At 29.8% G+C, this 25,529-nt stretch carries 25 protein-coding genes; 3 read left to right on the forward strand and 22 right to left on the reverse strand.

All coding sequences use genetic code 11. The annotated features are described in order from the left end of the window. Window positions 1-160: 160 nt before the first annotated feature. From B5E92_RS01290 to B5E92_RS01330, 10 genes are all read right to left on the reverse strand, one after another. The gene (locus B5E92_RS01290; RefSeq protein ID WP_204215235.1) at window positions 161-355 is read right to left on the reverse strand and encodes a DUF951 domain-containing protein; all 195 of its coding nucleotides are present in this window, start codon (window positions 353-355) and stop codon (window positions 161-163) included. Continuing rightward, on the reverse strand, window positions 333-1,193 hold the full coding sequence (folD, locus tag B5E92_RS01295) for a bifunctional methylenetetrahydrofolate dehydrogenase/methenyltetrahydrofolate cyclohydrolase FolD (RefSeq protein ID WP_087298615.1): 861 nt from the start codon (window positions 1,191-1,193) through the stop codon (window positions 333-335). Before folD ends, B5E92_RS01290 begins: the two co-directional genes overlap by 23 nt. A gap of 48 nt (window positions 1,194-1,241) precedes the next feature. Next, complete coding sequence (dusB, locus tag B5E92_RS01300) at window positions 1,242-2,222, reverse strand: tRNA dihydrouridine synthase DusB (protein WP_087298616.1); 981 nt, start codon at window positions 2,220-2,222, stop codon at window positions 1,242-1,244. 217 nt (window positions 2,223-2,439) lie between these two features. Next, complete coding sequence (locus B5E92_RS01305; protein WP_239404263.1) at window positions 2,440-3,108, reverse strand: DUF1307 domain-containing protein; 669 nt, start codon at window positions 3,106-3,108, stop codon at window positions 2,440-2,442. Window positions 3,109-3,170: 62 nt separating this feature from the next. Then, complete coding sequence (locus B5E92_RS01310; RefSeq protein ID WP_087298617.1) at window positions 3,171-3,632, reverse strand: DUF1307 domain-containing protein; 462 nt, start codon at window positions 3,630-3,632, stop codon at window positions 3,171-3,173. Window positions 3,633-3,788: 156 nt separating this feature from the next. Continuing rightward, window positions 3,789-4,658: an Hsp33 family molecular chaperone HslO gene (gene hslO / locus B5E92_RS01315; protein ID WP_087298618.1), complete on the reverse strand. Its 870-nt coding sequence runs from the start codon at window positions 4,656-4,658 to the stop codon at window positions 3,789-3,791. 143 nt (window positions 4,659-4,801) lie between these two features. Beyond that, complete coding sequence (ftsH, locus tag B5E92_RS01320) at window positions 4,802-6,754, reverse strand: ATP-dependent zinc metalloprotease FtsH (RefSeq protein ID WP_087298619.1); 1,953 nt, start codon at window positions 6,752-6,754, stop codon at window positions 4,802-4,804. A 9-nt stretch (window positions 6,755-6,763) separates the two neighbouring features. Beyond that, window positions 6,764-7,294 (reverse strand): hypoxanthine phosphoribosyltransferase, encoded by a 531-nt coding sequence (hpt, locus tag B5E92_RS15765; protein ID WP_239404264.1) that lies wholly within the window; start codon window positions 7,292-7,294, stop codon window positions 6,764-6,766. 21 nt (window positions 7,295-7,315) lie between these two features. Next, a complete protein-coding gene (tilS, locus tag B5E92_RS01325; protein WP_239406367.1) occupies window positions 7,316-8,560 on the reverse strand; it encodes a tRNA lysidine(34) synthetase TilS in 1,245 nt (414 codons plus the stop codon). A 148-nt stretch (window positions 8,561-8,708) separates the two neighbouring features. Beyond that, on the reverse strand, window positions 8,709-10,439 hold the full coding sequence (locus B5E92_RS01330) for a PP2C family protein-serine/threonine phosphatase (protein WP_239406368.1): 1,731 nt from the start codon (window positions 10,437-10,439) through the stop codon (window positions 8,709-8,711). A 622-nt stretch (window positions 10,440-11,061) separates the two neighbouring features. Between B5E92_RS01330 and B5E92_RS01335 the strand changes: the two genes are divergently transcribed. Next, the gene (locus tag B5E92_RS01335; protein WP_087298621.1) at window positions 11,062-11,652 is read left to right on the forward strand and encodes a putative immunity protein; all 591 of its coding nucleotides are present in this window, start codon (window positions 11,062-11,064) and stop codon (window positions 11,650-11,652) included. 16 nt (window positions 11,653-11,668) lie between these two features. Here B5E92_RS01335 and B5E92_RS01340 read toward each other — a convergent pair whose 3' ends face one another. The 6 genes from B5E92_RS01340 to B5E92_RS01365 form a co-directional block, all read right to left on the reverse strand. Continuing rightward, a complete protein-coding gene (locus B5E92_RS01340; RefSeq protein ID WP_087298622.1) occupies window positions 11,669-12,892 on the reverse strand; it encodes a PrsW family glutamic-type intramembrane protease in 1,224 nt (407 codons plus the stop codon). Between the two features lie 93 nt (window positions 12,893-12,985). Further along, window positions 12,986-13,480, reverse strand: coding sequence for a GNAT family N-acetyltransferase (locus B5E92_RS01345; protein WP_087298623.1), 495 nt, complete (start codon window positions 13,478-13,480; stop codon window positions 12,986-12,988). 202 nt (window positions 13,481-13,682) lie between these two features. Then, entirely contained in the window at window positions 13,683-13,973 is a 291-nt protein-coding gene (locus B5E92_RS01350; protein WP_087298624.1) for a nitrous oxide-stimulated promoter family protein, read from the reverse strand. Further along, the gene (locus B5E92_RS01355) at window positions 13,974-15,620 is read right to left on the reverse strand and encodes an amino acid ABC transporter ATP-binding/permease protein (RefSeq protein ID WP_087298625.1); all 1,647 of its coding nucleotides are present in this window, start codon (window positions 15,618-15,620) and stop codon (window positions 13,974-13,976) included. It lies immediately after the preceding gene. Beyond that, entirely contained in the window at window positions 15,607-17,340 is a 1,734-nt protein-coding gene (locus B5E92_RS01360) for an ABC transporter ATP-binding protein/permease (protein WP_087298626.1), read from the reverse strand. Before B5E92_RS01360 ends, B5E92_RS01355 begins: the two co-directional genes overlap by 14 nt. Further along, the gene (locus B5E92_RS01365; RefSeq protein ID WP_087298627.1) at window positions 17,333-17,707 is read right to left on the reverse strand and encodes a YbaN family protein; all 375 of its coding nucleotides are present in this window, start codon (window positions 17,705-17,707) and stop codon (window positions 17,333-17,335) included. Before B5E92_RS01365 ends, B5E92_RS01360 begins: the two co-directional genes overlap by 8 nt. Window positions 17,708-17,923: 216 nt before the next feature. On the opposite strand from B5E92_RS01365, the gene B5E92_RS01370 reads away from it, so the two are divergent. Together B5E92_RS01370 and B5E92_RS01375 are read left to right on the forward strand one after the other, a co-directional pair. Next, window positions 17,924-18,442: a CarD family transcriptional regulator gene (locus B5E92_RS01370; protein WP_087298628.1), complete on the forward strand. Its 519-nt coding sequence runs from the start codon at window positions 17,924-17,926 to the stop codon at window positions 18,440-18,442. Then, window positions 18,435-18,881: a hypothetical protein gene (locus B5E92_RS01375; RefSeq protein WP_087298629.1), complete on the forward strand. Its 447-nt coding sequence runs from the start codon at window positions 18,435-18,437 to the stop codon at window positions 18,879-18,881. The genes B5E92_RS01370 and B5E92_RS01375 overlap by 8 nt, the downstream gene beginning before the upstream one ends. A 48-nt stretch (window positions 18,882-18,929) precedes the next feature. Here B5E92_RS01375 and prmC read toward each other — a convergent pair whose 3' ends face one another. The 6 genes from prmC to B5E92_RS01405 all read right to left on the reverse strand — a co-directional run bounded on the left by prmC (window position 18,930) and on the right by B5E92_RS01405 (window position 25,511). Beyond that, a complete protein-coding gene (gene prmC, locus B5E92_RS01380) occupies window positions 18,930-19,787 on the reverse strand; it encodes a peptide chain release factor N(5)-glutamine methyltransferase (RefSeq protein ID WP_087298630.1) in 858 nt (285 codons plus the stop codon). Further along, window positions 19,787-20,863, reverse strand: coding sequence for a peptide chain release factor 1 (gene prfA / locus B5E92_RS01385; RefSeq protein WP_087298631.1), 1,077 nt, complete (start codon window positions 20,861-20,863; stop codon window positions 19,787-19,789). Before prfA ends, prmC begins: the two co-directional genes overlap by 1 nt. 258 nt (window positions 20,864-21,121) lie before the next feature. Next, entirely contained in the window at window positions 21,122-21,712 is a 591-nt protein-coding gene (locus tag B5E92_RS01390; protein WP_087298632.1) for a thymidine kinase, read from the reverse strand. 11 nt (window positions 21,713-21,723) lie between these two features. Further along, window positions 21,724-23,097, reverse strand: a complete 1,374-nt coding sequence (dnaB, locus tag B5E92_RS01395) for a replicative DNA helicase (protein WP_087298633.1) — start codon at window positions 23,095-23,097, stop codon at window positions 21,724-21,726. Between the two features lie 9 nt (window positions 23,098-23,106). Continuing rightward, window positions 23,107-23,553 carry a 50S ribosomal protein L9 gene (rplI, locus tag B5E92_RS01400; RefSeq protein ID WP_087298634.1) on the reverse strand — a complete coding sequence of 149 codons (447 nt, stop codon included), beginning with the start codon at window positions 23,551-23,553 and terminating at the stop codon, window positions 23,107-23,109. Continuing rightward, complete coding sequence (locus tag B5E92_RS01405) at window positions 23,553-25,511, reverse strand: DHH family phosphoesterase (RefSeq protein ID WP_087298635.1); 1,959 nt, start codon at window positions 25,509-25,511, stop codon at window positions 23,553-23,555. Before B5E92_RS01405 ends, rplI begins: the two co-directional genes overlap by 1 nt. Window positions 25,512-25,529 lie beyond the last annotated feature (18 nt).

Here is a 25,529-nt window from a genome sequence, read left to right on the forward strand (position 1 = left end):
AATATGACGAAAACAAAATATATGTGTAAGATAACACACTTTAACATAATTCATACTATTCGCGAAATATTAACTGAATATAAACAAAAAGGCACTTTCGTGCCAATAAACGTCTATAATATTATCTAATTCATCATCAATAATTTCATCCTCATCCATATTATTGACCAATTACTTTCTTTAATTTTTTTTCAAAATCACGACGTGATAACATTACTACCGCTCCACAACCTAAACATTTTATTTTAATATCAGCACCCATTCTAATAATTTGCCATTGCATTGATTTTTTGCAAGGATGCGGCTTTTTCATTTCTACTATATCATTTAATTTATATTCCATTTTTTCCACCATTCCTTAAATAAAATGCTTCAATCGTATTTTTCATTAACATTGTAATCGTCATTGGTCCAATTCCACCAGGAACCGGTGTTATACCATGAACAATATCTTTAACATCTTCAAAATCAACATCGCCACATAACCTATTATTTTCATCACGATTAATACCAACATCTAAGACAACAGCGCCATCTTTAACATATTCATGATTAAAAAATTTAGCTTTGCCCACAGCTGCTATTAACACATCTGCTCGTTTACATACTTCTTTTAAGTTTTTAGTTTTACTATGAGCTATTGTTACCGTAGCGTTGTGATGTAAACAAAGTAAACTCACAGGTTTGCCTACAATATTACTTCGTCCAACAACAACAACTTCTTTACCGTCTAGATTATAATTAATTTCTTCTAACAAAACCATCATTCCTTTTGGCGTACAAGGAACTAAACTATGCTTTCCTAAAAATAATTTAGATATGTTGATTGGATGAAAACCATCAACATCTTTATCAGGATCAATAGCTTCAATAACTCGTTGTTCATCAATATGATCCGGTAATGGTAATTGGATTAAAATTCCATCTACACTATCATCACAATTTAATTTTTCAATTTCCAACAACAATTCATCTTCACTAAAAGAACTATCATGTTTATACATTAACGAATCAATTCCGATATATTTACAAGCACGTTCTTTATTTCTTACATAAGTTTGACTAGCTTGATTATCCCCTATTAAAATAACTGCTAATTTAGGAACCCGTGAATATGTTTCCTTGATCTTGTCTACTTCATCTTTTAATTTTTCTTTAATATTTGCTGAAATTTCTTTCCCATCAATAATCATATGAATAACCCCCTTTGATTATTACTCACCATTATACCAAAATAACTACTAGTTGCAAGTATCGAGATATTCTTTATATTCTTTTAAAATATGTTCCAATTGTTCAAAAGTATCAATTTTTGATAATTCATTTTTTACACGTGCTGAAGATTTAAGACCTTTAATATACCATGGAGCATGTCCTCTCATTTGAAACATCGCAATTTTTTCTGGTTCAATTTCCATTAAACGACGCCCATGAGCCAAACACTGGGCAATCTTTTCTTGATAAGTTGGTTCTGGTAAAACTTCACCAGTTTTCAACGATTCTACTATTTGTTTAATCAGCCAAGGGTTCCCTAAAGCAGCTCTTCCTACCATGATTGCATCAACATTAGTTTGTGCAAACATTCTTTTTGCATCTTCAACACTGCGAATATCACCATTTCCAATTACAGGAATATTCACCGCTTCTTTTACTTGTCTAATAATATCCCAATCTGCTTTACCTTCATACATTTGTGAACGAGTTCTACCATGAATCGCAATCGCACTAGCTCCAGCTTTTTCGATTAATTTTGCTACTTCAACCGCATTAATATGATCATGATCAAATCCACTTCTTATTTTAACAGTAACTGGTTTAGAGACATTTTCAACGATTCCTTTTACAATTTCATATATTTTATCTGGATATAATAACAGTTTACTTCCAGCATCTGCCTTTAATACTTTATTAACTGGGCAACCCATATTAATATCAATAATATCACAATTAGAATGTTCATCAATAAATTTAGCAGCTTGAACCATTGTTGCTACCTCACCACCAAATAATTGAATACTTACAGGATGTTCATTTTCATCAATTTGTAACATCTCAATTGTTTTAGTATTCCCATAACATAATGCTTTATCACTGACCATTTCAGAATAAACTAATCCTGCACCAAACTCTTTAATAATACGTCGAAAAGCCATATTTGTAATTCCAGCCATTGGTGCCATAACGACAGGATTTTCGATTTCTATATTTCCTATTTTAAACATTTCTCCACCTCAACGGTTATCTTAACAATATTTGAAAGAAAAATAAATATAAATGTATAAAATATTTATCTTTAACCATAATATCAATAGGTAACTTACTTTCCCCGCTATTTTCCTCCCCAAAAATAGATGTAAGTTATCTAGTTAGTTAGTTATATTCCTAAATATGTTGGTTTTCAACAATTAAAAAGAAAGGCTTCCCCCGCCTTTCTTTTTATTATTGTTTTTTACATACAAGACCACTATTTTCCTGTTGTTTTATTGTTTCATCTAATGAAACATAAACAATCTTTTTACTTTCATCAGTTGATGTAAGAACACCCGCTGCAAGTAGTTCATCAAAATCTGCTTTATCATAATCAATTTCTACATTCATTGTAATTATAGTCCCATTAACATCCCAAGATGCACTAGCTCCTTGCAATGAATTATAATCGACATTAATTGATTTCAATTGAGATAGCCAATAATCAATTGAATATTGATCACTTACATAATTAGTTACATCATAAACAACTTCTGCTTTCATAACATTTACTTTATCATTAGTTGCCTCAATAGTTGTCGTATTAGTAGTTATTTCATCAAGATTCCCTTGGCAGATAACTAAACTTTCGTCTTCGTCATCTGATTTACTATCATCTTTGTCATTATCTTCTTCTTGATTAGATACAACTTCTTTATTATTAGCTTTATCTTCATCATTATTATTGTTCATTAAAAAAAAGCCAATTCCACCAGCACAAATTACAACAACAATAGCTGCAATTATTAATTTCATTTTATTATTAGGCTTTTTATTAGGTTCAATTTCGACTTTAGCGCCACAATTAGCGCAAAACAAGTCATTTTCAGATACCTCAAAACCACACTTTTTACATTTCATCATCAATACTCCTTTTACAAAAAGAGAAAGACCGTGCTTTCTCTTTTATATTATTATATTTTTTATTGTTCTTTACATGTAAGTCCTGCATTTTCTTGTTCTTTAATTGTTTGTTCAAGTGAAATATATGTTATCTCATCTTCCCCACCACTTGTAGTAATTACACCAGCATCTGCTAATTGATCAAAATCTGCTTTAGTATAATCAATTTCAACGTTTAAAGTAATGATAGTATCATCAACATCCCATTTAGCAGTTACACCATCTAATGAGTCATAATCAACGTTAATAGATTTTAGCTGTGATTCCCAATATTCAATAGGAAATGTATCTGTTACATAACCAGTAACATCATATACAACTTCTGCTCTCATAATTTCTACTTGATCGTCACTAGATTCAATCGTTGTTGTATTAGTAGTTAATTCATCGATATTCCCTTTACAAACAGTAGTAGTTTTTTCACTGCCACCACATCCAGTAATCATAGTAGCAAATAAAAATACAAAAAATAACTTTTTCATTCTTTTCCCTCATTTCTTATGTGTTATATTATACTTTAATAATAACATTTTTTTACATTAAATAATATACTTTTACCATTATTTAACGATTTTTTAACGCAAATAATCACAGATTTATTTGATTTATAATACAAAAAAGAAGGCACTTGCCTTCTTTTAAATCTTATTTAACAGTTCTTTTAATTCATTTTCACTAAAATCATATTTTGCATTACAAAATTGACAACATAACTGCGCCCCATGATCTTCATCAATCATTGCTTGTAATTCATCTTTACCAACTGTAATTAATGCTGATGCCATTTTTTCTTTAGAACAATCACATTTAAAGAATAAATCCTGATGTTCTGTTATTTCAACATCACTAAACAATAATTTTAATATTTCTTCCGGTGTTTTTCCCTCATTAATTAATTTAGAAACAGGTGGACAGTTTTTCACCGCTTCTTCAATATATGCTATATCTTCTTCAGTTGCTTCTGGTAATAACTGAATAATAAAACCACCTGATGATAAAATTTCATTAGTATCATTAACTAAAACACCAACTGATACTACAGAAAGAGTTTGTTCACTTACAGCAAAATAATAACTAAAGTCATCACCAATTTCACCAGTTTGTAAAGGGACTGAGCCAGTAAAAGGTTCCTTTAATCCCATATCTCTAATAACTTGTAACGTTCCTTGATTTCCGACTGCTACTCCTACTGCAAGTTTTCCAGTATCATTATAAGTATAATGAACTTCTGGATTAGCAACAAATCCTTTAATTTTGCCATCACCTTTAGTGACACACATCATTGTTCCAATTGGTCCACCACCGTTGATAACAACTGTCATTTTTTCTTCATTTTTATTCATTTTGGCCATCATTAAAGTTGCTGACATCATCCTTCCCATAGCAGCAGAAGCTGTTGGCCAAAAATTATGATGTTTTCTAGCTTCTTCAAGCAAATTTGTTGTTTGACAAGCAAACACACGACAATTTTTGCTATTAACAATTCCTCTAACTAAATAATCTTTCATATTGTCTCCTTATAAAAATATCGCAACCGATGATAAAATCATCGGTATTAACATACATAAAATAATAAAATATATAAATATTTTTTTACGTCTGTTCATTAATTATTACCTCTTTTTAATATGAAAAAAAGCGACTAGCGCTTTTATTTCATATCATCTAATAAATCATCTACGTCATCAAATGAAGTTTGATTTGGTGAAGATGGTGTAACATTATCATCCACTTCAATATCATCACTACCATTATGACGATCTAACATTTTTCCTGTATTGAACAATGCTTCAATTTGTTCACCAGCTAAAGTTTCGTGTTCTAATAAAGCTTCAGCAATAATAGATAATTTATCTTTATTGGCTAAAATGATTTCTTTAGCTTTATCATAACATTCATCAATAATCTTACGAACTTGAACATCAATTTCATAAGCAATTTGTCCAGAATGTGAATTGTTATGTTGTGTATAATCACGACCTAAGAATACATTTCCTTGACCAGAATCATATTTAATAGGTCCTAATTCTGACATACCTAATTCAGTAACCATTAATCTAGCAATTCTTGTTGCTTGTTCAATATCGTTATGAGCACCTGAACTTACATCACCAAAGAAAATTTCTTCAGCCACACGTCCACCCATAAAACCAGCAATATTAGCTTCTAATTGTGTTTTAGTTTGGAAATAAGTTTCTTCTTTAGGTGTCATCAAGTTATATCCACCCGCTTGACCACGAGGAATAATAGTTACTTTTTGTACTTTATTAGCATCTTCTAATGTTAAGCCAATTACCGCATGACCTGCTTCATGGTAAGCTACCAAACGACGTTCTTTTTCTGTATACTTACGTGATTTTTTAGCTGGTCCACCCATAACACGGTCAACCGCCTCATCAATATCCGCCATTGAAATGACTTTATGATTTTCACGTACTGCTAATAAAGCTGCTTCATTTAAAACATTTTCTAATTCAGCTCCAGAGAACCCTGGTGTTCTTTGAGCAATATTTTTAAAATCAACATCAGGTGCAAATTTTTTGTTACGAGCATGAACTTTTAAAATTTCAGCACGAGCATTTTTATCAGGATTTGCAACTTGAATTTGACGGTCAAAACGACCTGGACGTAACAGAGCTGGATCTAAAACATCAGCACGGTTAGTTGCCGCTAAAATGATAATTCCTTCATTTCCGCTAAATCCATCCATTTCAACTAATAACTGGTTAAGGGTTTGTTCTCTTTCGTCATGTCCTCCACCCATTCCAGTTCCTCTTTGACGTCCAACGGCATCAATTTCATCGATAAAGATAATACATGGTGCCGTTTGTTTAGCTTTTTTAAACATGTCACGAACACGTCCAGCCCCAACACCGACAAACATTTCTACGAATTCAGAACCAGAAATTGAATAGAATGGTACACTAGCTTCACCAGATACAGCTCTTGCTAATAATGTTTTACCTGTTCCTGGTGGACCTACTAATAAAACACCCTTAGGAATTCTTGCTCCCATTTGAGCAAATTTTTTCGGATTTTTCAAGAATTCAACCAATTCTTGTAATTCTTCTTTTTCCTCATCAGCTCCAGCTACATCACTGAAACGAGTTTTAGAATTTTTTTCTAACTTAGCACGAGAATTTCCAAAGTCAAATGCTTTAGCATTTCCACCACCTTGTCCCATCATCTTGAAGATTAAATACATACCTCCAAGTAATAAAACATAAGGTAAGATACTTAAAATTACTCGTAAAAACATTCCTTGATCATTAGCATCAACAACTGTAGTTTCAATATCCTTTTCACTCAATAATGAAGTTAATGATTGGATTTCAGTTTCAGTATTTGGAATCGTTGTTGTAAATTCAACAGTTTCTTTTTTACCATCTTTTTTAGTTTCATAAGAACCAGAAACATCTACAACTAAAGATGATGGTACAATTTCGACTTCTTTAACGTCCTCATTTTGAATAACTTCCACGAATTCATTATATTTAATTTCTTGATTGTTACCTTGATTCATAAAAGTAACAAAACCGCCAATCAAACATAACACTACAATCCACGGAAGAATCGATTTTATTAATCCATTCTTTTTACTCATATACTCTCCTTACTTATAGCATTCCTCTTTTAATATTCCAACATATGGTAATTGACGATATTTTTCATTAAAATCTAAACCATATCCAACTACAAATGCGTTAGGGATCTTAAACCCTGCATAATCAGCCTTCATGTTAAAAACACGTCCCTCTTCTTTATCTAACATGGTAACAATCTTAACACTATTGGCCTCACGCTTCAAGAGCATTTCTTTAACGTTGAATAATGTTTTACCTGTATCTAAAATATCTTCTACAATCAAGATATTTTTACCTCTAACATCTTCTTTTAAATCTTGTTTAACTACCAATGTTTTTGACTCAACACCATCATAGCTGCTAACAGACATATAATCAAAACGAACATCACAATCTAAATATTTTGATAGTTCAGCTAAAAAAGGAATTGACCCCTTTAATAATCCTACCAGGATAACTTCTTTACCTTGGTAATCTTCATTAATTTGTTTTGCCAGTTCCTGGCATTTAGCACTAATTTCTTCGCCACTTATTAATATTTCTTTTATATCCTTATGCATCTTTTCCACTCCTAGTCATGTTCATAATTTTACCACATATAAATTAGGTTTTAAATATAAATACCTAATATTTTTTGCAAGATGAGGAACCAAAATAATCTCACCTTGGTTATTTTCTACAACTGGCCAAATTTTTCTTTGCTGTTTAGGTATTTTGTTATCAATAAATAACCGAGCTACTTTTTTGGTTCCTCCTGCAGTAACAATAACATCACCAGGAAGTACTGTTCTAATTACAATCGGAAATTCATGATCATCTACATAAATACCTTCATTTAAATGACCTTCTCCACTTAAATAAAAATACTGTTGATAATCAAATTGCAAATGATCATATTGAAAACGATAACCTTGTTCGCTATCTATGTTGGCAACACGTATATTATTATACTCTTTTATGAACCTAATATTAACGGGTAATGACATATCAATATTTGGCTTAGAACTTTTAATCTGTTTAATTATTTCCTTAATTAAGGTTTCACTAATTAATGGCGGATATACTTTTTCTTTTACAACTTCATAAATAAATTTTTCTAATAACTCATCAGGAATAGTCGTATAATCAATTTTCTCTTGTTGATGATAAATCATTAGATATTTTTGAATATCTTGATATTGGTTTAAATAATCCTGATTATGCTTATCGGCCCATTTTAATAGTTTATCCACCTTTTTATCATCATAATCTTTTAAAACAACATTTCTAACATAATCACGGGTAAATTCTGTTTCAAAATTAGTATAATCATCACGGTATGCAACATTATGTTCATGACAATAATTACGTAAAAATTCCTTTTTTACATTTAAACATGGTCTAATAACCTTTAAATTAAAGACATTACTAATTTCTTTGATTCCTAAATAACCACGAGTATTATTACGGCGTACTTGCATCACGATTGTTTCAATTACATCATCAAGATGATGCGCTAAAATAACTTCATTAGTTTGATACTTACTAGCTATTTCATGGTAAAAACGATATCTTAAAATCCTGGCTTGTTCTTGAAAATTTTCTTTTCCATAATTAGCTGGATCTATTTCTTTAACAAATAAAGGAATTTGGTTTTTTTTACAATATTCACAAACATTTTTTTGATCTAAATCACTATCATGACGTAAATGATAATTAACATGACAGACTACTAAACGATACTTAGCAACTCGTAACATATCCAGTAACGCCATTGAATCACAACCACCAGATACCCCAACTATATATTTTTTTTCTTTAGATAATAAGCGTTTAAAATTATCCATTATTTCACCTCAATTATCTTTACCATTATATCAAATTATCATTTTAATAACAGATAATTTTTTCGACTTTATTTCCTATATATAAAAAAGTCTGAACTATCAAGTCCAAACTTTATTACCATTATTCAAAGCAATAATAAATATCACTTCACTCTACCTCATTTTCAATAACTTTAATTACAATTATACTAATATCATCTAAATTATTTTCATTTAAAACCTGATCCATTAAGTAAGTAGCTATTTCTTGAGGATGCTTATTTTCTAATAATGCTATATTATCAGATATAATTTTTTCAAAATTACTCCCAGCACCATCACTAGACATAATAATCAGATCATTATTAAATAACGGCATTTCATAACTAACCATTTTTAATTTAGATACTACTCCCACCGGTAAAGTATGAGATGTAATTTTTTCTACCACGCTACCTCTAATATGATAACTTGGATTAGCACCATATTTAATCATTTTCATTCTAGCATTTGCAAGATTAATATTACATAAATCTAATGTTGTAAAAACATCATTACGATTTTTTATTTTTAATAACGAATTAACCGAATCAATAGTATCTTTCAAACCAATGCCATTTAATATCAGCTTTGATAAAACTTCCAACGTTAACTTACTTTCACTAGCAGCTACTTTACCTTGACCCATACCATCACTTAAAGCTAAATAATGCATATTATTTTGATGAAATACACTAAAAGAATCGCCACAATACATTGGTTCTAAAGAATATTGCTGGATCCCATATTGTAAAGAATAATTTTGCTGATGTTTTAAAATTAAAGATGTGTAACCTAGATAATGCATAGTATCTTTAATCGATACCACCTCTAGTTTTTCATTTAAATATCCTTCAATAATTGGAATCAATTCTTCAACAACTTCTTCTTTACTAATATCCATCAACCCAATTTCTAAAGTATAACAATGCATCGATATTTGATGACGATATAAATATGTAATATTAAATTGATAGCCTAATAAATGTTCTTTTAAACTATCATCACTTAATGGTGTTTGTTCTAATGAACTACTAAAATTATTAAAAACATCACTTAACAATGAAAATTCATAAAATAAATCTTTTTTTAAATGAAAGTTTTCCTGATTAATTCTTTTGATCTTATCATAACTTTCTTTATATTCATTAACAGCGCTTATAAACCGATCAGGATTAATGCAATTTTGTTCAATATATTTTAAATCATCTTCACTATAACTACTTTTAAATCCCTTATTGATCAACTTACCTAATCTACTTACATTTCCATCACGATAAAAACATAAATCCCTGCTAGGACAACGGCTGCAAACATCTTCATAGACATATCCCACAAACTCACCAATATTTACATCACGATTAGCTTCTTGAAAAATATCAGTTAATTGTTTAAACAAAGAGGCGAATGTATTGGCTTTTTGAATCAGTTTATTGCGACTAGTTACATTTTTATACTCCTCGCTTAGTACTTTTGGCTTTTTCTTAAAACTTGGAATAAATAGAAACAACGCTGCACTGACAACAATAACAAAGCTATGATAAAAATAATCATAGGTAATAAAAAACGGCAATATTAAATGACTTAACAAATACTCTGTTGAACATATTAACTTATTTTCCGGTTTATACATAAAGAATATACTAAAGGGAAGGATTAATGATAATATCTCATCTTTTAATAAAGAATTCATAAACATCAAGACAATTGATATATATAAAATTGTGGGCATTGTATTATTTATACCTAGATAATAAACACTAAGTAATAAATAAAATCTTAATAATATCATTGTATAAACTTGATTAACTTCAATTAAAGAAGTAATAGCTAACATTATCATTACTGATAAAATCATCATTCTTTTGTTTGTATAAACCTCTATCGTATTATGGACAAAGAGAGGGATTACTTCTAGGTAAAGCAAGCTATGTAAGATAGTAAAGGATAATATAACTAACATTTCAATATAACTATACTGATATATATATAGAAAAATTAAACTTACCAAAGCAATTATCAGGGCTAAATATTTACTTTTGATAAATTTTAGATACATCATCACTTGCATTAAAACGACACTAGTAAGGGAGACTATCAATAACATGTAATTATCGTTTGTCAAATATGATATTAGGGCTATTGCTATCATATATGCAATTATACTAGGATATCCACACGCAAAAGATATTACTAGCATGGGCAGGACAAAACAAAGTGATGTATCGTATATTTTTACTAAACCTAGAAGGAGGGTCAGTCCAAAGATTGATAGATACGTCAATTTATTACTCTTTATTTTTTCTTTTGCCTTCGATACTGTCAAATCCATTTCATTCACCTCATAAACAAGATTATAAAGAGTGGTTGTTAAATAATTTGTCATTTTTTTAATTATCAATAAAATATATTTATATTGTTGTTATGAAAAAGAATGATAAGATGTTATACTATATCTATTATAAGTAAAGGTGGTTAAAAAATTGAATTTTGATGATGCAAAAGCAAAATATCGACGAAAAAATAAAATTCTATTTTCACGTGAAAGTCTTTGCCTACAAGAACTGATAGCTTTAATTTGTAAACAAGAACATCGAACAATTGTTATGTGGATATTACAGTGGGCTAATCAAACCGCCGATATTTTAAACAAGCGTTACCCTGATGAAGAAAGATTTAATAATGCTATTGTTCAATCAACTAGATGGGCAATGGGTAAAATAAAAATGCCTATTGCTAAAAAAGCAATTTTAGACTGTCATAAGGTTGCTAAAGAAATCGATGATCCTATCGATATTGCTTTATGTCATGCAATCGGGCAAGCTTGTTCTAGTGTTCATGTTGAAACCCATGCTATTGGTTTTGTATTTTATGATTTAACCGCATTAGTTTTAGAATTAGGAATTGATAATTTTGAAGCTGCTGCTAGTAATAAAATCGAACAATATATAAATACATTAAAATTATGGGAAAGTGAAATTGATAATTACTCAGGTCCTTGGGCCTCATTTTTACTTAATGATAATAAAATAAATAAAGAATTATTTATCGCTAACAAAAAAGCTGATAAATAATTCTTTTTCTTTATTTTTATTGATTTTTTATTTCTTGTAACTCTTTTTCTCTAGCTAGTTTTGCATATTGAGAAACTTGCCGTAATCCAGCGTTTAATAAAACTAGAACTGTTACAATTGCAATAAATGTCAATACCCATTGAACTAAATAAATTTCACTTCCAAATGTTATTGGCATATCCCAAATTGCATGTAAAACAATCGCCAACAATAAGAATTTTAAGAACTGACCATTTAAAATATGGTTGCTATTTAATTGCTCTTCTTTTTTAGCTACGATCAAACCAACGCCAGCAATCGCTGTCCAAGTAATATGGCATCCAAATGATAAAATTGAACGTAACCATAAAATATCCAACATTACACTTGCTTGGCCACCACTACCAACAAAAGCATTAAATGCATAACCAGCAGTTTCAAATACCGCAAAGCCAGCCCCAACACAGGCACCAATAAGCATACCATTTAAAATATATTTAGTATTTTTACGTGATACATAAAAAACTACTACTGCAATTTTTCCTACTTCTTCAACAATTCCAACTAAAATTGCACCTAAGTAATCTAATTGTTCAACTCTAATTATTTCATATAAAATCAATGTACAGATAAGTGATAAAGCACCACCAACAAAAAACATCGTAATAACGTCAAAAATACTAATATTTCTAGGGACATTCACTTCCCAGAAAAATATTAATGCTGAAAATGGAACCATTAAGGCACCAATAAAAATCGCCCCTGGAATAGCATTAGTATTATAAAAATTATTGACCATTACAAACAAAGCAATAAAGACAATTAAAAACATAATAAACACTCGAGAATATAGCCATGGTTTAGGCCAGCTAGAAACCATTTGTGATTCTCTTGGAGTTGTATACTTAGTACCACTGATAAACATTTCTTCGCGTTCTTCAACAGTGTGTTTTTTAAATACCTCTGAAAACAACTCTTTCAATTTAATTTCTACTTTTCCTTGCTCTCCTGTCATGCTATTAATTGTAGAAGTAAAATTGTCTAACCCTTTTTTTAAAATATTCTCCCCATTGTTATTTGGATAGTTGTTTAATCTTGCTCCACAACCAGAGCAAAATGCAACATTGCCAGTATATGGCTTTCCACATCTAAAGCAATATTGAACCTTTTTTTCTTCAACTACATTTTCATGTCCACAATATCTGCAAAACCGAGCGTTTGGGTCAATTGGTTGACCGCAATTTTGACATCTCTTTTCCATAAATCCGCCTCTTTTACCTAAAATTTATTTTATTATAGCACATTTATGTATTATTTTACAAAAAAACACCAGTTTTTAACTGATGTTATAATATTATAATTCTAATTTAAAACTAATATCCCCTAATATTCGAGAACTGTCATATTGTTTAAAATCAAATCTCTTCAACAAACGAATTGAACGATAATTATCATCGTATACATGGGCAAAAACAAATTGAAAATGATATTCATCTTTCAAAATCTGTAATATTTTCTTTAATGTCTCAGTCGCATAACCATGATCCCAGTATAAACTATCAAACGTATATCCAATTGTAACACAAGAAGAATCCATTACATCTAAATAGAAATCTCCTATCATTTCATTAGTTTCTTTTAAAATTATTGCTAACTGATAACTGCCAATATCACCATTAAAAGGATGTTCAAGACAATACTCTATTCTTTTCACTGCTTTTTTATATGGATAACGCCACCATGATTGATAAAAAGCTACTTCTTTTTTATTTCGATATTCACTCATTCTTTTAGCATCATCTAATTGTAATTCCCGTATCAATAACCGTTGTGTTTCTACCGCTTCCATCAAGTCACTCCATTCTTTTTTATCATACACCAACATTTTAACTAATACAATTAGTTTATACTGTTTATTAGACAACTTATAAATAATTAAAGAAATATCTGTTAATCAATCTTTTTATCAAATTTCATCTAATTAATAAAAAAGAGATTTCTTATTTGCTGATAGATTGCACAATTCTCGAAATCTCTTTTTAACTACTAGATTACTTTATTTTAGTTTTAATTGTATTTATCATATGCTTAATTGCAATAACTGGATGTTTATAGATCATTCTAGGTCCCGCATATTTCATGACCATTTTAATTTGTTGACGATAAACAGGAGCATAACAATGAATAGGACAACTTGAACAAAATGTTTTTTCTTCTTTACGAGGGCAATGATCAATTCGCTTATAAGCATATTCTTTTAGTGTTGAAAGATCTTCACCATGTCCTTTTTCATATATTTCAATCATTATTGTAATTAACTTTTTTTCTTGTTCTATTGTCATTTAACTTTGTCTTCCACTTTCTATTTTAATAATACGATTACAAATTTTTAATGATGATGGTCGATGACTAACCATTATAATCGTCTTTCCAGCACTGTTATTACTTAAAGCTTTTAAAACCAAAGCTTCATTTAAACTATCTAAATTACTTGTTGGTTCATCTAACAAAATTAATGGTGTATCATGTAAAAACGCTCTAGCTAAGGCTAATCTTTGTAACTGTCCTCCAGAAAGTGATTGATAAAGACTACCAATCATCGTATCATAACCATCTTTTAAAGTTATAATAAATTCATGTAAGTTGGCTTTTTTACATGCTTCAATTACTTCCTGATCACTAGCCTCTTTTCCTAATTTAATGTTATTTTTAATACTATCATTAAAAATATAAGTATCTTGAGTTACATAGCTCATTAACTTAGTTAATGCTTCACTATTCCACTCTTTAATATTGTGATGATCAATCAGAATTTCACCCGCACTTGGATCATAAAAACGCATTATAAGTTTTAATAATGTCGTTTTACCACTACCGCTTTTTCCTTCAATCCCAATGATTTCGCCAGGCTTAATAGTTAAATTAATATTATCTAAGATTTTTTCATCTTGATAACTAAACGATAAATTTTTAATTTCAATATCACCTAAGCCCCCTTTATAACCGTCTACTACTTCTTCAACTTGTGGTTTTTCTTCTAATAAATCTAAAACACGATTACCACTTGCAAAAGTAATAACTAAATTATGCGCTAATGAAGATAGTGCTAAAACCGGTCCAAAAGACGACATTAAAGCAATCGTGCTTAAAATAACAGCATCAAAAGTAATCATATTTTGACTATATAAATAATAAGCTAATATTAACATCAGTAAAGAGAAGATACTTACACAAATATCACTAAGCATTTTAAAATTACCTTCTAATTTTTTCAAATCCTCATTTTGATAATTAAGCATCTCACTTTTACGATCAATGTCTTCTAAACGTTTTTTACCACGAGAGAATTGATCAACAATTCGTAAACCATGAATTGATTCTAAAACATAACTAGTATATTTCCCATAATCATTACGATACTCTAATCCTTTATCTCCAGAAGCCTTTCCAACAATTATTGGTATAACAATTCCAATAACTACATAGGCAACTAAACCCAATAAAGCTAATAAAATATGAAAACTACCAAGATAAAAGATCATTATTAAAGAAACAATCAAAGCAATCATAACTGGCGATATTGTATGAGCGTAAAATACCTCTAATAACTCAACATCACTAGTAATCATCGCTACTAAATTACCATGATCTTTACCATCTAACTTAGCTGGCGCTAATTTTCTTAGTTTAGCAAAAACAATATCTCTAATCATTGCTAGTAATTTAAAAGCAATAAAATGATTACACCATTGTTCACCATAACGTAGAAAACCTCTTGAAATACCACAAATAACCAGCAGGTAAAATAAACTAGTAAACGCCTGATGATTAATTATTTTAATAATTATCTGACCAGCAATAACAGTTAAAAAGATTGCTGCTAAGTATCCCAACACTCCTAAAAATATTGCTAATAACATTATTAATAGCATTGATTTTACTAAGGCAATCAAGCTAATTACAACTTTTAAATTACTACGCCTTTTCACTTGTTTTACCTCCATAATTTTCAATTTCCTGTTGGGTCTTAACTAACTGATGATATTCCTGATTTTCTTGCATCAATTGGTCATGACTACCATTTCCAATTAATTTACCGTGACTAAAAACATAATTACATTTACAATTAACAACATTGGCAAGACGATGACTGATTAAAATAACTATTTTATCTTTTTTCATTGCTTCAATAACCTGCATAATAATTTCTTCACTTTCAATATCAATATTTGAAGTTGCTTCATCAAATATATAAACACCACTATCATGCAATAGGGCCCGAGCAATACTTAAACGCTGCTTTTGACCACCAGATAAATTATTTCCTCTTTCTTCAATTTCACTATCTAATCCATCTAGCTCTTTGAAATAATTTAAAAGATTTACTTTCTCTAATACTGCCATCAATTGTTCATCACTGGCATAACAGTTACCATCTAATAAATTAGAACGCACTGTTCCCGCAAAAATATATGGATTGTGTTCAACCAATGTTATCTGCTTCATCAAATCATGATGATTAATTTCTTTTACTTGTAGACCATTATAAGTTAAACTACCTTGGTAATGATCAAAATATCCTAGTAATAGTTTTGCAATCGTACTTTTACCACTACCTGAACTTCCCACTACTCCATAAATTCCTGGTTCATTTATTTTTAAATTGATATTTTCAAGTACATTATCTTGCTTGTATGCAAAAGTTAAATTAGAAAGTTCAATCTCATTAATTTTTCCAAGTGCCAATGTTTTATTATCACTAACTGGTGTATCTAATAATTTAAAGATTTTTTCACTAGCCGCATTTCCATTCATAGCAATATGGAAAAATGAACCTAATAGTCTAAGCGGAATAAAAAATTCAGCTGATAACATGATCATCATAAACGTTTGTCCTAAATCAATTTTGTTATCATAATAACTAAGCAATGAAAAAATTATTCCTAAAGCAGCTCCACCATAAGCTACTAAATCCATAATACTAATCGAATTTAATTGCATTACTAATACCTTCATCGTAATACTACGAAAACGCTGAGCTTCTTCATTCATTTCCTGATGCTTGCTAGCATCGCCACAATAACCTTTAAGTGTTGTTAAACCACTAACATTATCTAAAAATCTTTCTGCTAAGTTTCCATATAAACCCCAATATTTGCTTAATAGTCTTTTAGCAAACTTTTGAACTAAAACAATTGATAACGGGATCAAAGGAACACAAATAAATAAAACCAAGGCTGCTTTAAAATCAACCTGACACAATACTATAAATAAAGTTATCGGTGCTAACATACTATAAAAAAACTGTGGTAGATATTTACCAAAATATGTTTCTAACTGTTCAACACCCTCACTCATCAATTGTGTTAATGAGGCCATACTTAATACTTCACTATAATGATTATTAAGTGCTAAGATCTTTTTATATACAGCAACTCGTAATTTTCCTTTAATATTTTTAGCGGCTTTAAAAGAATACATTGTAGCCTGTCTACCAAAATATCCTTTAACAAAAATCAATATAATAATTATAATTACTTGGATTGCAAGATTATTTATTTTTTGGTCAATAAATAGCTCATTAATCATATTTGCCATAATAGCAACAATAATTATTTGAGATAGCAATGCTAACCATTGCATTAAAACCTGTAAATATACATATTTTTTATCTTCTTTTAAATAACTAACTAATTTTTTATTAATCATTTCTTAACTCTTTAATTGTTTCAATGCGAAAAATAAAATAATAATATTTAAATATCACTAATAAAACAATTGTTATCCTTCCATAAATATTACTCATCATTAAAAAAGCTATTAATAGCATTGTACTTGCAAAGCTTAATAACATAACCTTTGTTTTCAATGTCATTTTTCTACTTGTAACAAAATCATTTAAATGATTTTGATATAATTTAGTTCCTTCAAACCACTCCTTAGCTCGTTTCGAACTTTTGGTAAAAAAGAACAAAGCTACTAATAAAAAAGGTGTTGTTGGTAAGATTGGTAAAGCTACTCCAATCATCCCTAATGCCATAAATACTATTCCTAATCCAAAATATAAATATCTCATCTTTCTCTCCTTTTTGTTATAGTAATCTAACAAAGTTATACAAAACTAACTTTAACATCATCAAAAAAACTTTGCAACCATTACAGTAAATCTTTTTTTAAATTTTCGTATGAAATTTTTATTTTTAAATGATAAAATTAAAATAGCTAACGTGTAGTTTGTTTGAACATAAGTCCAGTTGCAAACTACACTTTTATTTTGAAAGGAGGCTTATCAATGTATCAAATTGGTGATTATTTTTTATATGTCCGTGAAGAGGTTTGTACTATTACAGATATAGTAACTCGAAAAATAAAAGGAGAAGAAAAAAAGTATTATGTCCTTGCTCCCCAGGACCATCATATTACTATTTTTATACCTATTGATAATAAGCAGGCTGTTTTAAAAATGCGGCAAGTATTATCTAAAGAAGCTATTTATAAGTTAATTAAAGCAATGCCTGATAACGAAACTATCTGGATTGAAGATAAAAATGTTCGCAAACAAAAATATAATAATATAATCGTTAATGGCAATCATGAACAATTAGTAAAATTAATTAAAATATTATATCTACAACGTGAAAAGCAGTTAAAACTTGGCAAGAATTTTCATGTTCAAGATCAACAATTTTTAGATACCTGCGAAAAAATATTAGATGATGAATTTTCAACAATCTTAAATATTGAACCAGACCAGGTTGTTCCATTTATTATCAATACAATTAATAATAGCGAGGAAAGTAAAAATGTATAAAATTAATGATTTTGTAATTGTAAATGATTATCATGTTTATCAAGTTATGCTAGTAAATCAATTCTACTATACCTTATCTTCATTAATTAACCCCCATACAATTAATGTTGATTCAACAAGTATTATAAAAAGAGTCCCATCGATTGATAACATCAATGAAGTCATTGAACGTATTCCTTATATTCGAACTTTACAAATCGAAAATGATCGTTTTCGCCAGGAAATTTATCAAAAAACAATAGCAACTTTTGATGAAGTTGATTTAATTAAAATCATCAAATCCATTTATATCCGTAAAAAAAGAAAAGAAAATCATAGTTATGAAAATAAATACTACCAATTAGCTAAAAATCTTTTCCATGAAGAAATTGCCGCCAGCTTAAATATGCAAATTAAAGATGTTGAAGATTATATTAGTAAAAAAGTATTAAAATTTTAAATAATTATTTATAAAATTAAAACCTATTAGAAATTGATTCTAATAGGTTTACTTTAAATTATGATAAATAAATAACATTCGATCTTTACCATTAATATCTTTAATTATCTCATGGCGATCATCAGGGAAATATGTTTGTAAAGCTTCTTCCATTAATTCACGTTGATCAAATCCCATTTCAAATGCTAATAAAGCCCGATCTTTTAATAATGGTTTTACCTCTTTAAAAATTCGGCGATAAAAATACAATCCATCATTACCACCAAATAAAGCCACATGAGGTTCATTATCTTTTACCATTGCTTCTATCTCTTGATTATTAGGAATATATGGCGGATTAGAAACAAAAATATCAACTTTAATTTCTTTTTCTAATAATGGTTCCAATAAATCTCCAACCATAAAATTAACATTTGCGCCTAAATTAGCTGCATTTTCTTTAGCGACTTCGATAGCTTTACTAGAAATATCACTAGCATAAACATTTGTTCGTGGTTCTTCTAACGCTAAACTAATTGCAATGGCGCCACTACCAGTACCAACATCACATAAATCTATTGTTTGATAGTCACTAAAATAATCATCAATATGATACAAAATATTTTCTACTAATTCTTCTGTTTCATAACGAGGAATTAAAACATCCTCATTGACTTTAAAGTCACGCCCAAAAAATGTTTCTACCCCTTTAATATATTGAATTGGTCGTCCTTGATAATACTCTTCCATTCCAGCTAAAAATTTAGCTTCTAATTCAGGATCAACTTCTTCATCATACATTAAATATAATTCATGAGGTTCTTTATTAGCTAAATGATAAAATAAAACTTTAGCAACGTTAACATCTTTATACTCGGCATCCAGTTTACTTTCTGCTTCATTAATTAATTGTTTTACTGTTGCCATTAATGTTGTCCTTCCATTTTTAAACGTTGATCTTCATTGATTAAAGCTGTAATAATATCGTCTAATTTACCTTCCATTATACGATCTAACTGTTGGATAGTAAGACCGATACGATGGTCAGTAACACGATTTTGTGGATAATTATAAGTTCTAATCTTTTCGGCACGATCACCGGTACCAATTTTACTTTTACGTTCACTATCTACTTGTTGATCTTGTTGTTGTTGATAATAATCATAAATACGAGCAATTAAAGCTTTCATCGCTTTATCTTTATTATCATGTTGAGAGCGGCCATCTTGACTAGCAGCAACAATTCCTGTTGGAATATGGGTAATTCTTACTGCTGAATCAGTTTTATTGATATGTTGTCCACCAGCACCACTTGCACGATATGTATCAATTCTTAAATCATTTTTATTGATTTCAACATCTACTTCTTCAACTTCTGGCATAACTAATACAGTTGCTGTTGATGTATGAACACGTCCTTGCGTTTCAGTCTTAGGAACTCTTTGAACACGGTGTGATCCTGATTCAAATTTTAATTTTCCGTAAACATCTTCACCTTTTACCATAAATGAAATTAATGAATAACCACCAGCTTCAGCAGCATCAGCTTCCATAACTTCAATTTTCCAACCTTGTGATTCTGCGTACTTAACATACATCCGATATAGGTCACCAGCGAAAATATTTCCTTCATCACCACCAGCTGCACCACGGATTTCCATAATTACATCTTTATTATCATTTGGATCTTTAGGAATTAATTCTAATTCTAAGCGATGAATAATATCAGGTAATTTCCCCTCTAATTCTTCTAATTCCATCTTTGCCATTTCTTTTATTTCAGGATCATTTTCTTTAACTAATTCCTTAGCTTCTTCGATTCCTGTAGTAACTTTTTTATACTCCTGATATAAATCGTAAGCACTTTGAAGTGAGGCTTGTTCTTTAGTAACATCAGTCATTTTTTTGATATCACTACCTATATCAGGATCCATTAACATATGACTTAATTCTTCATATCTATTTTCCATTGCTTTTAATCGTTCTAACATGCTTTCATTCATGATTTATACCTCCAAACCTATCCTATTATATAATAAACATTATAAATAAGCAAAATAAATTTATGCGAATCAATCGCTATTTTTTTTGATAATTATTTTTATTTGTTCACATTCAGTTCACTAAGCTATTTTATTATATAGGTGTAGTAAGAAAACTACCCTCCCTTTAATCATAGAAACCAAAGACAAGTTACCGCCGTAACTTGTCTTTATTTTTAGCTATCAAAAATATCAGGATTTTTCCTGATATTTTTATTTCTAAAATTTATGTGGTTTATCATAAACCTTATGACAATGACGACAACGTGGTTCATAATGGTCTTTAGCCCCAACTAAAACAATTGGATCTTCAAAAGAAGCTGGTTTACCATTAATTAATCGTTGCGTTCTAGTAGCCGGAGAACCACATTTAGCACAAATTGCTGTTAATTTAGTTACAAATTCAGCTCGTGTAAGCAACTCGGGCATAACACCAAATGACTCACCTCTAAAGTCTTTGTCTAATCCAGCTACCATTACTCGAATTCCTTTATCAGCCAAATATTCACAAACTTCGATAATATCTTGATCAAAGAATTGAACTTCATCAATCGCAACTACTTCTACATCAGATGTAATCTTTTTTAATATATCTTTGGCTTTTTCAACTACTAAACAAGGAACATGTGCTCCTGAATAAGAAACAATCTCACTATCAGAATAGCGATTATCAATTTTAGGTTTAAAAACCATGATATCTTTTTTGGCATAACTTAAAACATTAATGCGCCGAATTAATTCTTCAGTCTTACCAGCAAACATACATCCACAGATTACTTCTATCCAGCCATCTCGATATAAATGATACATTTATTTTCCTCCTAACTTCTTAAATCGCGAACGCCTTCACTAGTACCATCTGGACCAACATGTGCTAAATCTGAAAAGCGACTATAATTCTTTTCAAACGCTAAATTAACTTCTCCCGTTGCTCCATTACGATGTTTAGCAATAATAATTTCTGTTAAACCGCTATTTTCTGTTTGTTCACTTGGATCTTTATAATAATCTTCACGATAGATAAAAGATACAATATCAGCGTCCTGTTCAATTGCCCCAGACTCTCTTAAATCCGACATCATTGGCCGTTTGTTAGGACGTTGTTCAACCGAACGAGATAACTGTGAAAGTGAAATTACCGGTACTTCTAATTCTCTGGCTAAAGCTTTTAAAGTACGTGATATTTCAGATACTTCTTGTTGTCTATTTTCACGATTTTTTGATGATGATGTAATTAACTGTAAATAATCGATCACGATTAATTTTAAACCATGTTCACTTTTTAATTTTCGACTTTTAGCTACAATATCATTGATCTTAATTCCCGGACTATCATCAATATACATATTACATTTAGATACTCGCTCTGCAGCAGCATAATATTTATTAGCATTAGTCTTTAAAATTTCACCAGTTCTAATTGAAGAACCTTCAATACCACCCATTGAACAGATGATTCTTTGTACTAACTGTTCAGCAGGCATTTCTAGTGAAAATATTGCTACTGGTTCTTCTGATTTAAATGCAGCATTATGGGCAATATTTAAAGCAAAAGCTGTTTTTCCCATTGCAGGACGAGCTGCTAAAATTATCAAATCACCTTTTTGAAATCCTGAGGTTATTTTATCCAAGTCTCTAAAACCAGATTTAACCCCTGAAATATTACCATCAATTTTTTGTAATAAATTCAAACGATCAGTGACACTTCTAATTACACCGCGAATATCTCTAAATTCCCCGGCACTACGTTCTTGAGTAACTTTTAAAATTGTTTTTTCAGTATCATCGATAAATTCATCAATATCATCAACGTCACCATAAGCTTCTTCAGCAATTCTAGTTGTTTCTCGAATTATTTTTCGTAACGTTGCTTTATTATGCAAAATTTTTAAATAATGATCACTATGAGACACGGTAGGAACCGATTCACTTAAACGTAATAAATAATCGACACCACCACTTTTTTCAAGTAAGCCATGATCTAATAAATAAGATGTCACAGTAGTAACATCAACAGCTGTTCCCGCATCATTTAAAGCGGCCATAGCTTTAAAAATTGCTCGATGACTATCTTCATAAAAGTCCTCTTCAACTGCTTTATTTAAAATATTAATACACTTATCTTTAGAAATCAGCATTACTCCTAGTAGCGATCTTTCTGCTACAATATCATGAGGATATTCACGACCAGCCATATTTTTCTCCTATTGTTCTTTTAAATGAACAGTAATTGTTGCAATGATACCTTTATATAAATCAACTTTTAATTTTGTGTATCCTAATGCTCCAATTGGATGAGCATCGATGAATTTTCTTTTATCAATTTTAATATCATATTTTTCCCGTAGTTGCTCAACAATCTGTTTTGTTGAAACACTACCAAAAGTCTTACCATCTTTACCTGATTTTAAAGAAAATTCTAATGTTATATCTTCTAATCTTTTTGCTAATTGTTTAGCGTCATCTTGTCTTTTTAAATCTTCTTCGTGTGCTAATTGTTTTTCATTTTCAACAACTTTACGAGTTGCATTAGTTTCTAATACTGCTAATTTATTTTTAATCAAATAATTTTGACCATATCCATCAGCAACTTTTACAATATCACCTTTTTTTCCTAACTTTCTAACATCTTGTAATAAAATAACTTTCATTAATCATTCGTCCTTTCATCTAAATATTCATTAATTGCTTCTTCTAATAAATTAATTACAATTGTAATATCTTCATATTTTAATTGGCAGGCTGCCATTGAAAAATGACCTCCGCCACCCATTTTTTCCATTATTAGCTGAACATTTATATCAGTACTACTACGAGCACTAATAGAAACTTCTTCTTTCGCCGTTCGACCTACAATAAAGACTGCTTTGATACCACTAATACCAAGCAACTCATTACCAGCTTTAGCCAATAAAGTACGACTATATATTTTATCTTGTCTTCCATATGCAATCAAGATATTTTGCCCATAGCGATATGCAGTTTGGGTGATCGATAATTTTGTCACTGTAGTATCATAATCATCTTCTAGATATTTATAAGCCTGACTAACATTAGCTTGCATTTCTTTTAAACGAGCAGCTGCCTGGAAAGTTCTTGTTCCAACACGTGTTTTAAAATAATTAGTATCAATTAACATTCCAGTATACATAATCGTTGCTTCACGTTCAGTTACAGGAACTGTTTCTTTTTGATAGTCAAACAATTCAACAATTAACTCAACTGTTGAAGACGCTGATGGTTCCAAATATGTAAGTAGTGGCAAATCGATAAATTCTTCACCACGACGGTGATGGTCGATAACAACTTTATTTTGAATCAAATCTAAAACATCACTATCAATTGCCAGCGATGGTTTATGATTATCAACACATATCAATAGACTCTTTTCATGAATAAAATCGTGTACTCGCTGTGGCAAAATAAATACACCTCGATATTTTTCAACATTTTGTAAGCTTTTAGCAACAGCACCAGTTTTTTCTTCTAAAGAATCATAGTCAATAATTATTCTAGTTTCTTTATCATAAGCTTTAGCTAATGCATACATTCCAATCGAAGCCCCAAATGAATCAAAGTCTGATTGTTTATGTCCCATAATAAATACATTATCAGCCTGCTTAATTAATCCAGCTAAAGTTTGAGCAATAACTCGAGCCCGAATTTTATTTGATTTTTCATAACTTTCACTATTTCCACCAAAATAACGGATTGGTTCATCGCTAGATTTAACAGTTACTTGATCGCCACCACGTGAATAAGAAAGAGAAAGTGCTGAAAAAGCCATTTGATCTAACTCTCTTAATATATTACTACCACGACCAATTCCAATTGAAAGAGTCATTACTTGACCTAACTGTTCAGCCTGTTTTTTAAAACCGTCCAAAATTCTAAATTTATCTTCTACCTGTTTGCGATAAGTTCTTTCATTAAATATTGCAATATACCCATCACTTTTATAACGTTTCAAAACAACACCATTTTCTTTAGCCCAATCAAGTATTATTTGCCTAGTTGTTGATTGAATTGATGCCGATGTTTGTTCATCAGCCTGTTCAATAGATTCTTCATAATTATCAACAGTGATATAGGCAACAGCAATTTGCTGATCAGTATATTCTTTACTAATAGTAATATAATCAGTAACATCTTTTAAATATAGCAGCCTTTTTTCCTTACTATTATATACCTCATATTTTCTTGAATTTATATCAATAACTTTTATATCATCATCTTCAAACAACGAAGCTAAAAGTGGTTGCCATTCCAATAATTTTTTACCAACAATATTTAATTGCAATTCAATAAATAAATCACTGATCCATGTAATATTACGATTTTCATCATATTGTATTAAACCAATACCACCAAAAATAAATGCATTCTTAGCCTCATCATTTAACGCCTCACTAACACTTAAATTATTTTCACTATGAATACTTGTTGCATAAATAATGAATCCAAAAACTATTAAATTTTTAATCCAAACATAAATCAAAAAGAGCAAGAAGTTATTTGATACAAAAACATATAAAAATAATGCAAAAAAACCTTCAATTACCAAAAGTATTTCTACAAAATTTTTTAATCTTGTCATCTTTACAGTCACTAAACCCACCACCTTATT

Origin of the sequence: Erysipelatoclostridium sp. An15 (genome assembly GCF_002160675.1) — a bacterium.
GTDB lineage: Bacteria > Bacillota_I > Bacilli_A > Erysipelotrichales > Coprobacillaceae > Thomasclavelia > Thomasclavelia merdavium.